The organism is Paraburkholderia ginsengisoli NBRC 100965, assembly GCF_000739735.1.
GTDB lineage: Bacteria > Pseudomonadota > Gammaproteobacteria > Burkholderiales > Burkholderiaceae > Paraburkholderia > Paraburkholderia ginsengisoli.
Window position 1 is genome coordinate 62,584 of record NZ_BBJF01000011.1, and the last position, 16,365, is coordinate 78,948.

14 protein-coding genes are annotated in these 16,365 nt (G+C 66.7%); 1 reads left to right on the forward strand and 13 read right to left on the reverse strand.

Annotation, left to right across the window (positions count from 1 at the left end; genetic code table 11):
- Window positions 1-22: 22 nt before the first annotated feature.
- The 13 genes from BGI01S_RS18890 to BGI01S_RS18950 all read right to left on the reverse strand — a co-directional run bounded on the left by BGI01S_RS18890 (window position 23) and on the right by BGI01S_RS18950 (window position 15,031).
- Window positions 23-2,617 carry an ABC transporter permease gene (locus BGI01S_RS18890; RefSeq protein ID WP_042327519.1) on the reverse strand — a complete coding sequence of 865 codons (2,595 nt, stop codon included), beginning with the start codon at window positions 2,615-2,617 and terminating at the stop codon, window positions 23-25.
- Window positions 2,614-3,225, reverse strand: coding sequence for a DUF4126 domain-containing protein (locus tag BGI01S_RS18895; protein ID WP_042327520.1), 612 nt, complete (start codon window positions 3,223-3,225; stop codon window positions 2,614-2,616). The genes BGI01S_RS18890 and BGI01S_RS18895 overlap by 4 nt, the downstream gene beginning before the upstream one ends.
- 304 nt (window positions 3,226-3,529) lie before the next feature.
- Window positions 3,530-3,850, reverse strand: a complete 321-nt coding sequence (gene sugE / locus BGI01S_RS18900) for a quaternary ammonium compound efflux SMR transporter SugE (RefSeq protein WP_042327521.1) — start codon at window positions 3,848-3,850, stop codon at window positions 3,530-3,532.
- A gap of 113 nt (window positions 3,851-3,963) precedes the next feature.
- Window positions 3,964-4,662 carry a two-component system response regulator KdpE gene (gene kdpE, locus BGI01S_RS18905; protein ID WP_042327522.1) on the reverse strand — a complete coding sequence of 233 codons (699 nt, stop codon included), beginning with the start codon at window positions 4,660-4,662 and terminating at the stop codon, window positions 3,964-3,966.
- Window positions 4,655-7,549 (reverse strand): DUF4118 domain-containing protein, encoded by a 2,895-nt coding sequence (locus tag BGI01S_RS18910; protein ID WP_042327523.1) that lies wholly within the window; start codon window positions 7,547-7,549, stop codon window positions 4,655-4,657. Before BGI01S_RS18910 ends, kdpE begins: the two co-directional genes overlap by 8 nt.
- 180 nt (window positions 7,550-7,729) lie before the next feature.
- Window positions 7,730-8,308, reverse strand: coding sequence for a potassium-transporting ATPase subunit KdpC (gene kdpC / locus BGI01S_RS18915; RefSeq protein ID WP_042327524.1), 579 nt, complete (start codon window positions 8,306-8,308; stop codon window positions 7,730-7,732).
- Window positions 8,309-8,344: 36 nt separating this feature from the next.
- Window positions 8,345-10,429, reverse strand: coding sequence for a potassium-transporting ATPase subunit KdpB (gene kdpB, locus BGI01S_RS18920; RefSeq protein WP_042327525.1), 2,085 nt, complete (start codon window positions 10,427-10,429; stop codon window positions 8,345-8,347).
- A gap of 52 nt (window positions 10,430-10,481) precedes the next feature.
- Window positions 10,482-12,287, reverse strand: a complete 1,806-nt coding sequence (kdpA, locus tag BGI01S_RS18925; protein WP_042327526.1) for a potassium-transporting ATPase subunit KdpA — start codon at window positions 12,285-12,287, stop codon at window positions 10,482-10,484.
- Window positions 12,284-12,376 carry a K(+)-transporting ATPase subunit F gene (gene kdpF, locus BGI01S_RS18930; RefSeq protein ID WP_042327527.1) on the reverse strand — a complete coding sequence of 31 codons (93 nt, stop codon included), beginning with the start codon at window positions 12,374-12,376 and terminating at the stop codon, window positions 12,284-12,286. Before kdpF ends, kdpA begins: the two co-directional genes overlap by 4 nt.
- Window positions 12,373-12,486, reverse strand: coding sequence for a hypothetical protein (locus BGI01S_RS18935; RefSeq protein WP_042327528.1), 114 nt, complete (start codon window positions 12,484-12,486; stop codon window positions 12,373-12,375). The genes kdpF and BGI01S_RS18935 overlap by 4 nt, the downstream gene beginning before the upstream one ends.
- Window positions 12,487-12,655: 169 nt before the next feature.
- A complete protein-coding gene (locus BGI01S_RS18940; protein ID WP_042327529.1) occupies window positions 12,656-13,630 on the reverse strand; it encodes a quinone oxidoreductase family protein in 975 nt (324 codons plus the stop codon).
- A gap of 100 nt (window positions 13,631-13,730) precedes the next feature.
- Window positions 13,731-14,120: a methylglyoxal synthase gene (locus tag BGI01S_RS18945; protein ID WP_042327530.1), complete on the reverse strand. Its 390-nt coding sequence runs from the start codon at window positions 14,118-14,120 to the stop codon at window positions 13,731-13,733.
- A gap of 131 nt (window positions 14,121-14,251) precedes the next feature.
- Window positions 14,252-15,031, reverse strand: coding sequence for an SDR family oxidoreductase (locus BGI01S_RS18950; protein WP_042327531.1), 780 nt, complete (start codon window positions 15,029-15,031; stop codon window positions 14,252-14,254).
- Between the two features lie 263 nt (window positions 15,032-15,294).
- On the opposite strand from BGI01S_RS18950, the gene upp reads away from it, so the two are divergent.
- Window positions 15,295-15,945: a uracil phosphoribosyltransferase gene (gene upp, locus BGI01S_RS18955; protein ID WP_042327532.1), complete on the forward strand. Its 651-nt coding sequence runs from the start codon at window positions 15,295-15,297 to the stop codon at window positions 15,943-15,945.
- The last annotated feature ends 420 nt before the right edge of the window (window positions 15,946-16,365 follow it).

The following is a 16,365-nucleotide window of genomic DNA, read 5'->3' on the forward strand; positions in this document are numbered from 1 at the left end:
CTGCTCATCAACTGATAAAAAATCACGCGTCCCGCAGCGATTGCAACGCGGGCCGCGCCAACACATGCCGCAAGCTCATCCAGCCGCCGATGCCGGCGCAGGCAATACCCGCGGCGACACCCGCCGGCAGCAGCCACGGATTGAAACTCAGATAGAACTCGAACACGCGCGTGGCCAACACCCAGCCGATGATCTGCGCGCCGACCGCCGCCATCGCCCCGGCCAGCGCGCCGACCGCGACGAACTCGGCGATCTGCACCGCGCGCACCTGGCGATGCGACGCCCCCAGCGCGCGCAGCAGCGCGGATTCTCGCATACGCTCGTCGCGCGTGCCCGCGAGCGCCGCGTACAGCACCAGTACGCCCGCCGCCAGCGTGAACGCGAACAGGAACTGCACCGCGCCGATCACCTGCTGCAACACGCGCTGAATCTGCGCGAGAATCGGCCCGGTGTCGATGGCGGTGAGGTTCGGATATGCGCCGATCAAACCGTCGATGGTCGACTGCTTTTCCTGCGGCAGATGGAAGCTCGTGATGAACGTCGCCGGGAAATCCTGCAACGCGGCCGGTGGCATCAGCACGAAGAAGTTGACCTTGAACGAACCCCAGTCGAGCTTGCGCACGCTCGTCACCGGCGCGTCGATCTGCAAGCCGGTCACGTCGAAACGCAGCACGTCGCCGGGCTTCACGTTGATTAGCTTCGCCAGGCCCTGCTCGATCGAAATCTGCGGCGTCTTCGTGTCGCCGTACCACGTGCCGGCGGCGATGCGGTTGTCGTCGGGCAGCTCGGTCGTGTATGACAGATTGAATTCGCGATCCACCAGACGCTTCGCGTCGTCGCCCTTGAACGAGTCCGGATTGACCGGCTTGCCGTTGATCGAGGTGAGCCGCCCGCGCACCATCGGCGAGAGTGCCGTGCCGGGTACGCCATGCGTGTCCAGATAATGCGTGACCGCGTCGCGCTGATCGGGCTGGATGTCGATGATGAATTCGTTCGGCGCATCCGGCGGCGTCGATTTGCGCCAGCCTTCGACGAGGTCGTTGCGTGTCATCGCGATCAGCAACAGGCACATCAGGCCGATGCCGAGCGCGGTGATCTGCAACGCGCTTGCACTGCTGCGCCGCTCCAGCGACGCCAGCGCATAACGCCAGCCGATCCCCGCGTTCACGCGCTCGCTGCGCACGAGACGCGCCGCGCCCCACAGCGCGAGCCGCGCGATGCACGCGAACACCAGCAGCCCGCCCGCGAAGCCGCCCGCGACGATCCCGCCCAACTTCAACTCGCCCGCCGCGACGATCAGCAGCGCGGCGAACAGCGCGATGCCGAGTGCGTATGCGGCCCACGCGGTGCGTCCCTCTTCACCCCATTCGCGGCGCAGCACGCGCACCGGCGGCACTCGCGTAAGCGGCAGCAACGGCGGCAGCGCGAAGCCGAGCAACAGCACGAGGCCCGCCGCGATGCCCTGCAGCGCGGGCCACACGGTCGGGTACGGCAGCGCGACGTCGATCAGACTGCCGAGCCAGGTCAGCAATGCGAGATGGCCGAGATAGCCGAGCGCGACACCCAGCGCGCCGCCGATCACCCCAAGCCCGACGAACTCGAGCGTGAACAGCGCGCGCAGCGCGGCCTGGCTCACGCCGAGACAGCGCATCGCCGCGCAGCCGTCCAGATGCCGGCGCATATAGCGATGCGCGGCCATCGCGATCGCCACCGCCGCGAGCAGCGCGGTGAGCAGCGACACGAGCGTGAGGAAATGACTCGCGCGATCGAGCGTCTGGCGCACTTGCGGCTGGCCGTCCTGCAACGATTCGAGCGCGACGCCGCGCATCTTGCCGCCGTCCACCTTGCCGTGCGCGAACTGCGCAAACTTCGCCACCGACGCGTCCGGGCCCGCCACCAGCAACCGGTAGGTCACGCGGCTACCGAACGTGATGAGGCCGGTCGACTGCACTTCGTCGGCGCGCAGCATCAGACGCGGCGAGAAGTTGACGAACGAAAAGCCCCGATCCAGCTCACGAGTGATCAGCGCGCCGATCGTGAAGCTGCGAGTGCCGACCTTCACGGTGTCGCCGACACGCAGCTTCAACGCGTCGAGCAGCGCCTGATCGGCCCACACGGTGCCGGGCGCCGGAATCGATTGCGCAGGATGGTCCGGCGCGCCAGGCGCCAGCGCGATCCGCAACGCGCCGCGCAGAGGATAACCGGGCGACACCGCCTTGATCGCGGCGAGACGCGAGACCGGCTGCGCACCATTCGCGCCGGTCGAGTTGATCATGCTGGGGAAGATTGCCGTGCTAGCGGTGTTCAAACCGAGCGCTTTGGCTTGCGCGGCGAATTGCGGATCGACCGGATGATCGGCGCGCACGATGAAGTCGGCGGCGATCATCCGCCGCGCATCACGCTCCAGTCCCTGATGCAGGCGATCGGCCAGAAAGCCCACGCTCGACAGCGCCGCGACGGCCAGGATCAGCGCCAACAGCAACATCGTCAATTCGCCGGCGCGCCAGTCGCGCGCGGTCATGCGGATGGCCTGACGCAGCAGATCCCTGCCGCCGAGCCGGCGCGCCGGCGTTGAGTGGTTGGCGCGCGCTGCGGAGCCCCGTAACGTATCGCTCAATCGTGCCTGCTCCTGGCAAAACGCGACACCATGTGCGTGGCCATGCCGCGAAAGCCGCCCTGCACGCCGCGCCAGAGTCGCGGCAACGCCCAGGCGGCCAGCATCAGGAAGCCCACCATCAGCACGAGGAACACGAGCGGCACGAGCAGCGCGAGCAGCATGCCGCCGAACACGAGGCCGTCTTCAGCGGTGGAGGTGACGACATTCGACACCGGCTCCGGCGACAGGTTGATGAGCGCGCGCGTGCCCGCCTTCGCCAGATGCGCGGTGCCCGCCAGCGTGCCGCCCGCGAGCGCGGCCACCGTCAGCAGCGCCGGATCGGCATGGCCGAGCGCGCCCGCTGCCAGCACCGCGCCGGCCGGAATGCGGATGAACGTGTGGACCGCGTCCCACAACGAATCGAACGCGGGGATCTTGTCGGCGAGGAATTCGGTGAGCGTCAGCACGGCCGCCGCGCCGATCACCCACGGCGACGACAGTGCGGACAGCGTATCGGGAAGATGAATGAAGCCGAGGCGTTCGAACACGCCGGCCAGCAGGACCGTCAGATAGAGGCGCAGACCGCTGCCCCACGAAAGGCCTGCAGCAAGCGAAAGGGATTCAAGCATGGCCGCCTCCAGGCGCGCTGTGCGTGCCGGGCGTTTCGGCGGGCGGAAACGGGAAGCCCCACACCGAAGTCGTCAGACCCGCGCCAAGCCGGCCGCGCCATAGGGGCCGCGGGCAATGTCAGGTTGGATTCGGTTTCATTATAGCCACCTTAATTCGCAGGACGTCGAGCGGCGATCAATCGGCGGGGTCGGTGTGGCGTCGGGCAGACGCGGTGCGCTCACCAGGGTGAGCGCGGTTTCGCCGCGCGGGCCCGAACAACGAGATTCACGGCGGGCCCCAATGCGCGGCCTTGCAGCCCGTCGATCAATGCCCCGACGACAGCTTCAGCCCGATCAGCCCAATCACGATCAGCGACGCACTGGCGACGCGCGCGACGCTCAGCGCCTCGCCCATCATCACGACGCCGAAGATGAATGCGCCGACGGCGCCGATCCCCGTCCACACCGCGTAGGCCGTGCCGAGCGGCAACTGGCGCATCGCGACGGCGAGCAGCGCGAAACTGCCGAGCGCGGTCACGATCGTGAACACGGACGGCCACAGGCGGGTGAAACCTTCGGAGGTCTTGAGGCCGGCCGCCCACGCGACTTCGAGCAAACCGGCAATCAATAGGAGAAACCAGGACATGAAAACAGCTCCATGAAAAAAATGGGGCCGTCCCCGTTCGTAGCAAAAGCGTAAGGCCGTCCTTACGAAGCGTAATTATATCGAAGCACCGCGCGCGCCGCTTCGGGGCCGGCTTACACCGCGCCCACCAGCCGGTAGCCGACGCCGGTCTCCGTGATGATGTGCTCGGGCTGCGCCGGGTCGCGCTCCAGCTTGCCGCGCAGATGCGCCATGTAGATGCGCAGATAGTGATGGCTCTCGACATGCGACGGCCCCCACACGTCGCGCAGCAGCTGCCGGTGCGTCAGCACGCGGCCCGCGTGGCGCACGAGCGTCGCGAGCAGGCGGTACTCGATCGGCGTCAGATGGACCGCGGCGCCGTCGCGCGAGACCTGGCGCAACGCGAGGTCGACGATGACCGCGCCGAAGCGCACCTGCGGCGACTCGTTCGCGCCGCCGTGATTGCGCCGCCGCATCTGCGCGCGGATGCGCGCCAGCAGTTCGGACACGCCGAACGGCTTGGTCAGATAGTCGTCCGCGCCGGCGTCGAGCGCGGCGACCTTCTCGCTCTCCTGGGTGCGCGCCGACAGCACGATCACCGGCAGCTCGCTCCAACCGCGCAATTCGCGGATCACGTCGAGGCCGTCGGTATCGGGCAGGCCGAGATCGACGATCACGAGATCGGGCTTGCGGGTCGCGGCTTCGACGAGCCCCTGCTTGCCGGTTTCGGCATCGTGCACGACGATGCCCTCGCCTTCGAGCGCGGTGCGTACAAAGCGGCGGATCTGCTTTTCATCTTCGATCAGCACGACGGTGATGCTCGGGTCACTCATGGGACGGCCTGGCTTGCGGGTGGAGGGTGGCGGCGCGCTCGGCTTGCGCATCGCTGGGACGATCGACGTCGAGGTGGAGGTCGGCATGCAGCGGCGCGTCCGCGCCTTCGTCTTCCAGTGCATCCGGCGCATCGGGCGGCGTGTCGGCCGGCAGCGTGAACCAGAAGCGCGCGCCTTCGACGCGGCCGTCCGCGGCGAGCCGGTTGAGCGCGCCGATTGTACCGCCGTGCGCCTCGACGATCGCGCGGCAGATCGCGAGCCCGAGACCAATGCCCGGCTTGGCCGACTCCTTCTCGCCGCGCGTGAATTTTTCGAACACGCGCGCTTCCATGCCGGCGGGCAGACCGGGGCCGGTGTCGTCGACGGTGACGCGCACGAACGGCTTGTCGTCCGCGTCGATGCGTTGCGCGCCGATCGTCAACGGCGTAGTGGGCGCGGTGTACTTGGCCGCGTTTTCGAACAGGTTCGAGAAGAGCCGCTCCATCAGCACCGCGTCCAGATGCAGCAGCGGCAGATCGGCGGGCAATCTTACTTGCACCGGATGCCCTGCCAGCACGCGCCTGCATGCGCGCAGCGCGGCGCCCACCGTTTCTTCGAGCAGCGTCCACTGCCGGTTCAGTTGCAGGCTGCCCGCCTGCAGACGCGCCATGTCGAGCAGATTCGTGACGATGCCGGTCATGCGCAACGCTTCCTCGTGAATCGCGTCGACGAGCTCGTCGGTGGGTTGCGCTGGCGCACCCGCTTCGATGGGCGCCTTGCGCGTTTGCGCGAGCATCGACGAGAAGCCGACGATGGTCGTTAATGGCGTGCGCAGATCGTGCGAGATCGCGGACAACAACGAGTTGCGCAAGCGCTCCGACTCCATGTTGACGAGCGCGTCGCGCGCGATGTCGACGTAATGCACCCGCTCCAACGCCAGCGCGATCTGCGCGGCGAACGCGTCGAGCATCCGTTGCTGCTCGGGCACGTCCAGCTCGCCCTCATCGCGCAGCACGACCGCGAGCACGCCGCGCGTGCGCATCGGCGCCTTCAGCGGCAGATAGAACGCGGCGGCGGCCGGCAGCGTGTCGGTGCCGTGACCGGCCGGCTTCTGTTGATCGTAGACCCACTGTCCGACATCAAGGTCGAGCAGTTCGCCTTCGAGCGTGATCGCCGCGTCCGGGTCCTCGATCTTCTGTTTGACCTGATCGGCGCTGTCCGGCAGCAGGATCGCGACGCGCGCGCCGAACACTTCACTCACATGGCGACTGCCGATCCCGACGATCTGCTCGGTGGTCAGCGCGGCCGCGAGTTCGCGCGCCATCGCGTACATCGCGCCGGTGCGTTGCTCGCGACGTCGCGCGACACTCGCCTCGCGGCGCAGGCTCGACGTCAGATGGCTGATCACGAGCGACGTCAGCAGCATGCCGAAGAAGGTCAACAGGTATTGCGTATCGGACACCGACAGCGACATGCGCGGCGGCACGAAGAAGAAATCGAACGCGGCCACGCTGAGAAACGACAGTACGACGCCCGGCCCGCGCCCAAGTTTCACGGCAGTGAAGATCACGCCGAGCAGATACAGCATCACGAGGTTGGTCAGATCGATGCGGTCGATCAGTTGGCTCGACAGCAGCGTGATGCCCGCGCAGATCACCAGCGCGAGGCCGTATGCACGCGGCGGCGAACGACGTTCACGCGCCGCGCTCAGCGCCTCGCGCCATGCGTTCGCGGTGGTGTTCAACAGACGGCGCTGCTCGCCGCCGTCGCGCTCCGACGACGCGCGAATCAGCGTGACGTCGAGTTCGCCCGACTGCTCCGCGATCCGCTCGCCGAGCGGCCGACGCAGCCTGCGTTGAATGCCCACCCGCGACGACGCGCCGGCCACCAGCTTCGACACGTTGCGCGCCTGCGCATAGCCGATCAACGCGGTGACCGCATCGGCGCCCGCGAGCGTCGCGGTTTCGGCGCCGAGTTCGGCGGCGAGCTTCAACGCGTTCAGCGTGCGTTCGCGCCGCGCGTCGGGCAGACGTTGCAGCGCGGGCGTTTCGACATAAACGGCGAGCCAGTCGGCTTTGAGACTCGCGGCGAGACGCGCCGCCGCACGCACGAGCGCGGGCGCTTCCGGACCCGGACCCACACACACCAGCAAACGCTCGCGCGCCTGCCAGATGCGCTGGATCGAACGGTCGGCGCGATATTCCCGCATCTGCGCATCGACGCGATCCGCGGTGCGACGCAATGCCAGCTCGCGCAGCGCGATCAGATTGCCCTTGCGAAAAAAGTTGCGCACCGCGCGCTCGGCCTGCTGCGGCAAATACACCTTGCCGTCGCGCATCCGGTCGAGCAGTTCCTCGGCGGGCAGGTCGACCAGCGTGACTTCGTCGGCGCGATCGAACACGCGGTCCGGCACCGTCTCCCACACGCGGATGCCGGTGATCTGGCCGACCACGTCGTTCAGGCTTTCGAGGTGCTGCACGTTGACCGTCGTATAGACGTCGATGCCGGCGTCGAGCAGTTCGTAGACGTCCTGCCAACGCTTCAGATGGCGCGCGCCCTGCACGTTCGAATGCGCGAGTTCATCGACGAGGATCAGTTGCGGCTTGCGTTCGAGCGCGGCGTCAAGATCGAACTCGCCGAGCTTGCGGCCGCGATACTCGATATGCGCGAGCGGCAGCACGTCGAGGCCGTCGAGCAGCGCGGCGGTCTCGCTGCGCCCATGCGTTTCGGCGATGCCGACCAGCACGTCCGCGCCTTCGTCGCGGCGGCGGCGCGCGGCCTGCAGCATCGCGTAGGTCTTGCCCACGCCGGCCGACGCGCCGAAGAAAACCTTCAGCCTGCCGCGCTGACGTTTTTCTTCGTCGCGTTGCAGCTTGTCGAGTAGTTCGTCAGGATCGGGGCGGTTCATGCTCAGTATTTTTCATCGTCGTGCGAGCGGCGGTGTACGCATGGTGGCACGGCCGGTGCCGGCCCGCAAATGGCCGCGCGGTGTGGCAAAAACAAAGGCCAGGGCGGCGTCGGGTGGACGCCGCCCTGGCGAGTGGCGAGCCGCGGCACCTGGCCACGGCTGCGCGCGTTGAATGAACGATCAACCGCGCTTCATTTCGTCGAGCGCCAGATTCAGTTGCAGCACGTTCACGCGCGACTCGCCGAGCACGCCGAACTGGCGGCCGCTCGTATAGCGGTCGACCAGCGCCTGCACATCGTTCGGCTCAAGCTGGCGCGCTTTCGCGACGCGCTCGATCTGATACGCGGCGGCCGCCGGGCTGATCTCCGGATCGAGACCGCTGCCCGAGGACGTCACCAGATCGACCGGCACCGGCTGCGACATATCGGTGCCGGCGGCCTTCAACGCGTCCAGACGCCCCTTCACTTCGTCGAGCAGCGCCGGGTTGTTCGGCCCGAGGTTCGACCCGCTCGAACCCTGCGCGTTGTACGGCATCGGACTCGTCGCCGACAAACGGCCCCAGAAGTACTGCGGCGCGTCGAACTGCTGGCCGATCAGTTGCGAGCCGACCAGCTTGCCGTTCTGTTCGATCAGGCTGCCGTTCGCCTGATCGTGGAACGCGGCCTGACCGAACGCGGTCATCACCGCGGGGTAAGCGAGACCCGTGAGCGCGGTGAGCACCGCGAAGATCACGAGCAACGGACGGAACAGATTTTTCATGATGATTGATTCCTTTGCTTTTGAAGCAACCGGGCTTCAAACCCAGCCGAATGCGGCCAGCACCATATCGATCAGCTTGATGCCGATGAACGGCACGATGATCCCGCCGAGGCCATAGACCAGCAGATTGCGGCGCAGCAGAATCGCCGCGCCCAGCGCGCGATAACGCACGCCCTTGAGCGCGAGCGGAATCAGCAGCACGATGATGATCGCGTTGAAAATCACCGCCGACATGATCGCGGACGCGGGCGTAGCGAGATGCATCACGTTCAGCGCGTTCAACGCCGGATAGGTGGTGGCGAACGCGGCCGGAATGATCGCGAAGTATTTGGCGACGTCGTTGGCGATCGAGAACGTGGTGAGCGACCCGCGCGTCATCAGCATCTGCTTGCCGATCTCGACGATCTCGATCAGCTTGGTCGGATTCGAATCGAGGTCGACCATGTTGCCCGCTTCCTTCGCAGCCTGCGTGCCGGTGTTCATCGCGACCGCGACGTCGGCCTGCGCGAGCGCCGGGGCGTCGTTGGTGCCGTCGCCGGTCATCGCGACGAGGCGCCCTTCGGCCTGGTGCGCGCGGATCGTCGCGAGCTTCGCTTCGGGCGTCGCCTCGGCGAGGAAGTCGTCGACGCCCGCTTCGGCGGCGATCGCCGCCGCGGTCAGCCGGTTGTCGCCCGTGACCATCACCGTCTTGATGCCCATCTTGCGCAACTCGGCGAAGCGCTCCTTGATGCCGCCCTTCACGACGTCCTTCAACTCGATCACGCCGAGCACGCGCGCGCCCTGCTCGCCTTTCTCGGCGACCACCAGCGGCGTGCTGCCGCGCCGCGCGACTTCCGCCACCGCGTTGTTCACCTCGTTCGGGAAACGGCCGCCGTTGACTTCGACATAATGCTTCACCGCATCGGCCGCGCCTTTACGGATTTCGCGGCCGGGCAGGTCGACACCGCTCATCCGCGTTTGCGCGGTGAACGCGAGGAACACCGCGTGCAGCGAGGCCATATCGCGTTGACGGATGTTGAAGCGCTGCTTGGCCAGCACGACGATGCTGCGGCCTTCCGGCGTTTCATCGGCGAGCGACGACAACTGCGCGGCGTCCGCGAGCGCTTCTTCGGTCAGGCCCGGCGCCGGCACGAACTGCGACGCCTGGCGATTGCCGAGCGTGATCGTGCCGGTCTTGTCGAGCAGCAGCACGTCGACGTCGCCGGCGGCTTCCACCGCGCGGCCCGACGTGGCGATCACATTCGCCTGCATCATGCGGCTCATGCCGGCCACACCGATCGCAGACAGCAACCCGCCGATGGTGGTCGGAATCAGGCACACCAGCAAAGCGACCAACGCGGTAATCGTCACCACGTGCCCTGCTTTCGCGGCTTCGACCGAGAACATCGAGAACGGCAGCAGCGTCGCGGTGGCGAGCAGCATCACGATGGTCAGCGCGACGAGCAGGATCGTCAGCGCGATTTCATTCGGCGTCTTCTGACGCTTCGCGCCTTCGACCATTGCGATCATCCGGTCGAGAAACGCCTCGCCCGGATTCGCGGTGACGCGCACGACGATCCAGTCCGACAGCACGCGCGTGCCGCCCGTCACCGATGAAAAGTCGCCGCCCGACTCGCGGATCACCGGCGCGGATTCGCCGGTGATTGCCGATTCGTCGACCGACGCGACACCGTCGATCACTTCGCCGTCGGCCGGAATCACGTCGCCGGTTTCGACCAGCACGACGTCGCCCTTGCGCAGATCGGAGGCCGTCAGAATGCGGATCGGCGACTTCGGGTGCGGCTCGTTGAGCTTCTTGGCCATCACGTCCTTCTTCGCGCTGCGCAGCGACGCCGCCTGGGCCTTCGAACGGCCTTCGGCGAGCGCTTCCGCGAAGTTCGCGAACAGCACCGTGAACCACAGCCACAACGTGACCGCGAGAATGAAGCCCGCGGGCGCCTCGGCCTGGCCGGCGAGCGCGGCGAACCACAGGATGGTGGTCAGAATGCTGCCGACGTACACGCAGAACATCACCGGATTGCGGAACTGCGTGCGCGGCGTGAGTTTCTTGAAGGAGTCCACGATCGCCGGGCGCAGCAGCGCCGGATCGAACATGGACCTCGTTGCATTATGTTGAGTCATTGAATCCTCGAATACCGTTATCGCTTAACGTGTCGTTGCTTCGCGTGGCGCGTCAATGAGCGCCCAGCATCATCAGATGCTCGACACCTGGGCCGAGCGCGAGCGCGGGCACGTAAGTCAGCGCGCCGACCAGCAGCACCGTGCCGAGCAGCAGCACGACGAACAGCGGGCCGTGCGTCGGCAGCGTGCCGCCGGTCACGCCTATGCGCTTCTTCGCGGCGAGCGAGCCGGCGATCGCGAGTACCGGGACGATCGTGCCGAAGCGGCCGAACCACATCGCGATCGCGGTGAGCCAGTTGTAGAACGGCGTGTTCACGGAGAGGCCGGCGAACGCGCTGCCGTTGTTGTTGGCCGCCGAGCTGAACGCGTAGAGGATTTCGGAGAAACCGTGCGCGCCGGGGTTGAAGATGCCCGCCTTGCCCGCGTCGCTCAACACGGCGATCGACGTGCCGACCAGCACCAGCAGCGGCGTGAGCAGCACGACGATCGACACCATCTTCATTTCGTACGCTTCGATCTTCTTGCCGACGTATTCGGGCGTGCGGCCGATCATCAGGCCCGCGACGAACACGGCCAGCATGGCGAACACGAGCATCCCGTACATGCCGGAGCCGACCCCGCCGAAGATCACTTCGCCGAGCTGCATCAGCAGCATCGGATAGAGGCCGCCGATCGGCGTCAGCGAGTCGTGCGTATTGGTGACCGCGCCGCACGAAGCCGCGGTGGTCGCGACCGTGAAGATGCCCGACTGCGCGATGCCGAAGCGCGTCTCCTTGCCTTCCGCATTGCCGCCCGACTGCAACGCATTCGCCGACTGATCGACGTGCAACGCGGTGAGCGCCGGATTGCCGCTTTGCTCCGCGCCCATCTCGCCGAATACGCAAACGCCGAAGCCGATCGTCATGGCGGCCAGCACGGCCACGCCCTGTCTGCGGTCGCCGATCATGCGTCCGAACACCAGCGCGAGCGCCGCCGGGATGATCAGGATCGAGAAGATCTGCACGAAGTTCGAGAACGGCGTCGGGTTCTCATACGGATGCGCCGAGTTGCCGTTGAAGAAGCCGCCACCGTTGGTGCCGAGCATCTTGATCGCTTCCTGCGACGCCACCGGACCCATCGCGATGGTTTGCGTCTTCACCGGCGTATCGACCGTGACCGCATTGCCCTTCGCGTCCTTCACCGGATTGCCCTGCGCGTCGAGTTTCGGCGCGGCGTAGCTGGTGGTTTGCAGCGTCGGCACGTCCTGATAGGCCTTGAAGTTCTGGATCACGCCCTGGCTCATCAGCAACGCGGCGACAAGCATCGACATCGGCAGCAACACGTACAGCGTGACCCGCGTGATGTCGACCCAGAAGTTGCCGATGGTTTGCGCGGTGTGGCGCGCGAAGCCGCGCATCAACGCGACCACCACGACGATGCCGGTCGCGGCCGACAGGAAGTTCTGCACGGTCAGGCCGAGCATCTGCGTCAGATAGCCGACGGTTTGCTCGGGCGAGTAGTCCTGCCAGTTCGTGTTGGTCACGAAGCTGACCGCCGTATTGAACGCGCCGTCGACCGTCATTGGACCGAACTGCTGCGGGTTGCCCGGCAGCCAGCCTTGCACGCGCAACAGCACGTAAAGGAACGCCACGCCGAGCACGTTGAGCGCGACCGTGGCGATCGCGTAGTGCTTCCAGCTCATTTCCGTCGACGGATCGACGCCCGCAATGCGATACAGCAAACGTTCGAGCGGGCCGCCCCAGCGGACCACGCGCGAGCTGCCGTCCATCACCGCGCCCAGATAGCGGGACACCGGCACGGCGGCGGCCAGTAGCACGACGATAAACAGGCCCGCCTGCAGGACATTGTTCGAGTTCATTCAATGTCCTCCGCGCGCAACAGCGCATAGACCAGATAGATAAACAGCAGCGCGGTCGCCGCGCCGGACAACCAGAGGATCCAGTTCATGACCGCGCTCCCTGGCCGCGACGGAACTGCATCAACTTCTCGCAGCCGCCGATCAACGCAAAGGTCAGCGCGGCAAATAGCACCAGCCCCCCGACATACAGCACATCCATTTTTGTTCTCCACTCACGGACTTTGGATAGGTGCAACGGTATGCCGAAGCGCGTAAAGGCCTGGTCAAAGCTGGGCGCGTGCGTATAAAGATCGTGTAAACGGACAAGGCCGCGCCATCTTTCGTTGGCGCGGCCTTGCGTGTTTTCTCCGCGTGACGCTACCGGTCTGTTACGGCAGCAGCACCGTCGAACCCGTGGTGCGTCGCCCTTCGAGATCCGCGTGCGCCTGACCGACGTCCGCCAGCGCGTAACGCTGATTGATGCTCGTCTTGACCTTGCCGGACGCGAGCACGTCGAACAGTTCCGCCGACATCGCCTCGTAATCGGCGCGCTTCGCGATATAGGTAAAGAGCGTCGGGCGCGTGAAGAACAGCGAGCCGCGTCCGGCGAATTCCGACGAATCGAGCGGCGGCAGCGGCCCCGATGCATTGCCGAAGCTCACGAACATGCCGAGCGGCGCGAGGCAATCGAGCGAGCCGGTAAACGTGTCCTTGCCGATCGAGTCGTACACCACCGGCACGCCGGCTCCGTTGGTGATCTCGCGCACGCGCTTCGTGAAGTTCTCGCGCGTGTAGACGATTGCATGATCGCAGCCGTGCGTTTTCGCGATCTCCGCTTTTTCGTCTGAGCCGACCGTGCCGATCACCGTCGCGCCGAGCGCCTTCGCCCACTGGCACGCGAGCAGACCGACGCCGCCCGCCGCGGCCTGGATCAGGATCGTGTCGCCGGCCTTCACCGGATACGTGCGGCGCAGCAGATATTGCGCGGTCAGACCTTGCAGCATCGCGGAGGCGGCCTGCTCGTCGCTCAACGCGTCGGGCACCTTGACGACCTGCGAGGCCGGCAGCACGCGCTCCTGCGTATAAGCGCCGGGCGGACGCGCGACGTAGGCGACGCGGTCGCCCGTTTTGAGCCCCGTGACGCCGGGGCCGACCGCACTCACCTCGCCGGCCGCCTCCATGCCGAGGCCACCGGGCAACGGCAGCGGATACAGACCCGTGCGGAAATACACGTCGATATAGTTCAGCCCGACCGCCGTCTGCCGGATGCGAATCTCGCCCTGCCCGGGTTCGCCTACTTCGACGTCGACCCATTTCATCACTTCCGGGCCGCCGGTTTTATCGAATCGGATTGCTTTGACCATCACGTCTCCTTGATGCGGGGTTGTTCGGGATTTATTCGGTTGCCGTTTAGCGTGTTGCGCGCATTACCGCGAGCGAGCGAGCGAGTGCAACTCCGCGCCGTCAGACCTGCTGCGTGAGGCGCAACGTCAGCACGTCGAGCACCATGCGCGCGGTCGAGATGTTGGTCGCGCACGGAATGTTGTGCACGTCGCACGCGCGCACCAGCGCGTTGATGTCGGGTTCGTGCGGCTGCGGCGTCATCGGGTCGCGCAGGAAGATCACCATGTCGACCCGCCCTTCCGCGAGTTGCGCGCCGATCTGCAAGTCGCCGCCATGCGGTCCGGACAGCATCCGCTCGACCGTCAGGCCATGCGCGTCGGCGATGCGCCCGCCGGTCGTGCCAGTCGCGACGATGTCGCAGCGCTTGAGCGTGTCGACGTATTCGCCGGCCAGTTTGACGATGTCGTCCTTCTTGTGATCGTGCGCGATCAGCGCAATGCGGGTGGTCATGACGTAAGACTCCTGAAGCCGTTGTTGTGATTGTCGTTGTTGTGGTGATGCGTGGTGATACCGCGCCCGAGCTTGCGCGTGGCAAGCCGGAACCGGCGCTCCGGCCTGCGCGCGCTGCACGCGCTTCGGCTTCAGAACGTGCCGGGGTACGCGCCGCCGTCGATCAGCCAGTTCTGCCCGGTGATGTATCCCGCGTGCACGCTGCACAGGAACGCGCACGCGCGGCCGAACTCGTCGCGGTTGCCGAAGCGGCCGGCGGGAATCGTCTTCATGCGCTGCTGGCGCGCGTTGTCGATGGAAATGTTTTGCGCCTTCGCCTGCGCCTCGAACGTGACCGCGATGCGGTCGGTATCGAACAGGCCCGGCAGCAGGTTGTTGATCGTCACGCCGGTCGGCGCGACCTTGCGCGCGAGTCCCGCGACGAAACCCGTGAGCCCCGAGCGCGCGCCGTTCGACAGACCCAGCACGTCGATCGGCGCCTTCACCGCCGAACTCGTGATATTGACGATGCGCCCATAGCCGCGTGCGCTCATCGAGTCGATGGTCGCGCGCATCAGCTCGATCGGCGTGAGCATGTTGCTCTCCAGCGCGCGAATCCAGTCCTCGTGCGTGAAGTTGCGGAAGTCGCCCGGCGGCGGCCCGCCCGCGTTGTTCACCAGGATATCCGGCTGCGGGCAGGCGGCGAGCGCGGCGGCGCGGCCTTCGGGCGTGGTGATGTCGCACGCCACCGTTTTCACTTCGACGCCGCTCTGCTTGCGGATCTCGGCCGCGGTCGCCTCCAGCGTCTCGGCGGTCCGCGCGACGATCGTCAGATTGACGCCCTCGGCGGCCAGCGCTTCCGCGCAACCGCGCCCCAAACCCTTGCTGGCCGCGCAAACCAGCGCGGTGCGTCCTGCGATTCCCATGTCCATGTGTGCATCCTCGTGAAGTGGTGCTGACGTTGACCGAGGCGCGTCGGCGCGCCCGGCGTGGCGAAGTTTCCCCCGATTCTAGAAGAATCGGTGCCGGACTGTGCCGCGCGCTGCAGCCGCCGATATCAATCTCCGGTATCTTCGGGCGGCACTCTTTCGGTAAACTTGCGCCGTGGCGCGTTCGCCTGCCAGCCGCTTTGCGGCGCTGGGGGCGCGTCGAACCGATCCCGATTGATCCCTCTTGCGCCGCTCGCGCCCCCGCCATGACCCAGGACAGCCGTTTTCCGAATCTTTTCATCCTCGATCACCCGCTGATCCAGCACAAGCTGTCCCATATGCGCGACCGGGACACCTCGACGCGCACCTTTCGCGAGTTGCTGCGCGAAATCACGCTGCTGATGGGCTACGAGATCACCCGCAACCTGCCGATGACCACGCGCCGCATCACCACGCCGCTCGTCGACATCGACGCGCCGGTGATCGCCGGCAAGAAGCTCGCGATCGTGCCGGTGCTACGCGCCGGCATCGGCATGTCGGACGGCCTGCTGGAGCTGGTGCCGTCGGCCCGGGTGGGTCACATCGGCGTGTACCGGGCGGACGATCATCGCCCGGTCGAATACCTGGTGCGCCTGCCCGATCTGGAGGACCGCGTGTTCATCCTGTGCGATCCGATGGTCGCGACCGGCTACTCGGCGGTGCACGCGGTCGACGTGCTCAAGCGCCGCAACGTCGCCGCCGAGAACATCATGTTCCTCGCGCTGGTCGCCGCGCCCGAGGGCGTGCAGGTGTTCCAGGACGCGCATCCGGACGTCAAGCTGTACGTGGCGTCGCTCGATTCGCACCTGAACGAGCACGCGTACATCGTGCCGGGTCTCGGCGACGCCGGCGACCGGTTGTTCGGCACGAAGAACTGAGGGCGGGTCGCCCGCAGGTCGAAAAAGGCGCGAGCGGCGGGCGGAGAATGCCGCCGGCGGCCCGCGCCCCTTCAGTTTCCGCGTGGTTTCCGCCTACGTCACCCTCTGCCGCCCCCCTCCGCCGTGATAAAATTCGAATCCGCTCGAAAAACGGCTCGACCTGCGTCACCGCCTGCACCTTCGCCTCCGGCGCCTCGCGTCTCGAGCCGGGGCTTGCAAGGACGGCGCCGGGTTTGCCGCACGCCAGCCGCCCCCGCCGCAACCGCGCCGCCGACCTTCGGTCCCGCTAGCCGGGTCCGGCGAGACGCGAGCAGGCTGAAGACGGTCCGACATGGGCGGCCAGGCTGAGAGCGGTTCACTGCGGGCGGCCAGTCCGGAAGGCTGTTTCCCGGGCAGTCTCACCCCCGCCGGTTTGACATC

Bases quoted from the DNA above. Each gene is read 5' to 3' on its own strand.
- BGI01S_RS18895 (WP_042327520.1), bottom strand. From the start codon at position 3,225: ATGCTTGAATCCCTTTCGCTTGCTGCAGGCCTTTCGTGGGGCAGCGGT.
- sugE (WP_042327521.1), bottom strand. From the start codon at position 3,850: ATGTCCTGGTTTCTCCTATTGATTGCCGGTTTGCTCGAAGTCGCGTGG.
- kdpE (WP_042327522.1), bottom strand. From the start codon at position 4,662: ATGAGTGACCCGAGCATCACCGTCGTGCTGATCGAAGATGAAAAGCAG.
- BGI01S_RS18910 (WP_042327523.1), bottom strand. From the start codon at position 7,549: ATGAACCGCCCCGATCCTGACGAACTACTCGACAAGCTGCAACGCGAC.
- kdpC (WP_042327524.1), bottom strand. From the start codon at position 8,308: ATGAAAAATCTGTTCCGTCCGTTGCTCGTGATCTTCGCGGTGCTCACC.
- kdpB (WP_042327525.1), bottom strand. From the start codon at position 10,429: ATGACTCAACATAATGCAACGAGGTCCATGTTCGATCCGGCGCTGCTG.
- kdpA (WP_042327526.1), bottom strand. From the start codon at position 12,287: ATGAACTCGAACAATGTCCTGCAGGCGGGCCTGTTTATCGTCGTGCTA.
- kdpF (WP_042327527.1), bottom strand. From the start codon at position 12,376: ATGAACTGGATCCTCTGGTTGTCCGGCGCGGCGACCGCGCTGCTGTTT.
- BGI01S_RS18935 (WP_042327528.1), bottom strand. From the start codon at position 12,486: ATGGATGTGCTGTATGTCGGGGGGCTGGTGCTATTTGCCGCGCTGACC.
- BGI01S_RS18940 (WP_042327529.1), bottom strand. From the start codon at position 13,630: ATGGTCAAAGCAATCCGATTCGATAAAACCGGCGGCCCGGAAGTGATG.
- BGI01S_RS18945 (WP_042327530.1), bottom strand. From the start codon at position 14,120: ATGACCACCCGCATTGCGCTGATCGCGCACGATCACAAGAAGGACGAC.
- BGI01S_RS18950 (WP_042327531.1), bottom strand. From the start codon at position 15,031: ATGGACATGGGAATCGCAGGACGCACCGCGCTGGTTTGCGCGGCCAGC.
- upp (WP_042327532.1), top strand. From the start codon at position 15,295: ATGACCCAGGACAGCCGTTTTCCGAATCTTTTCATCCTCGATCACCCG.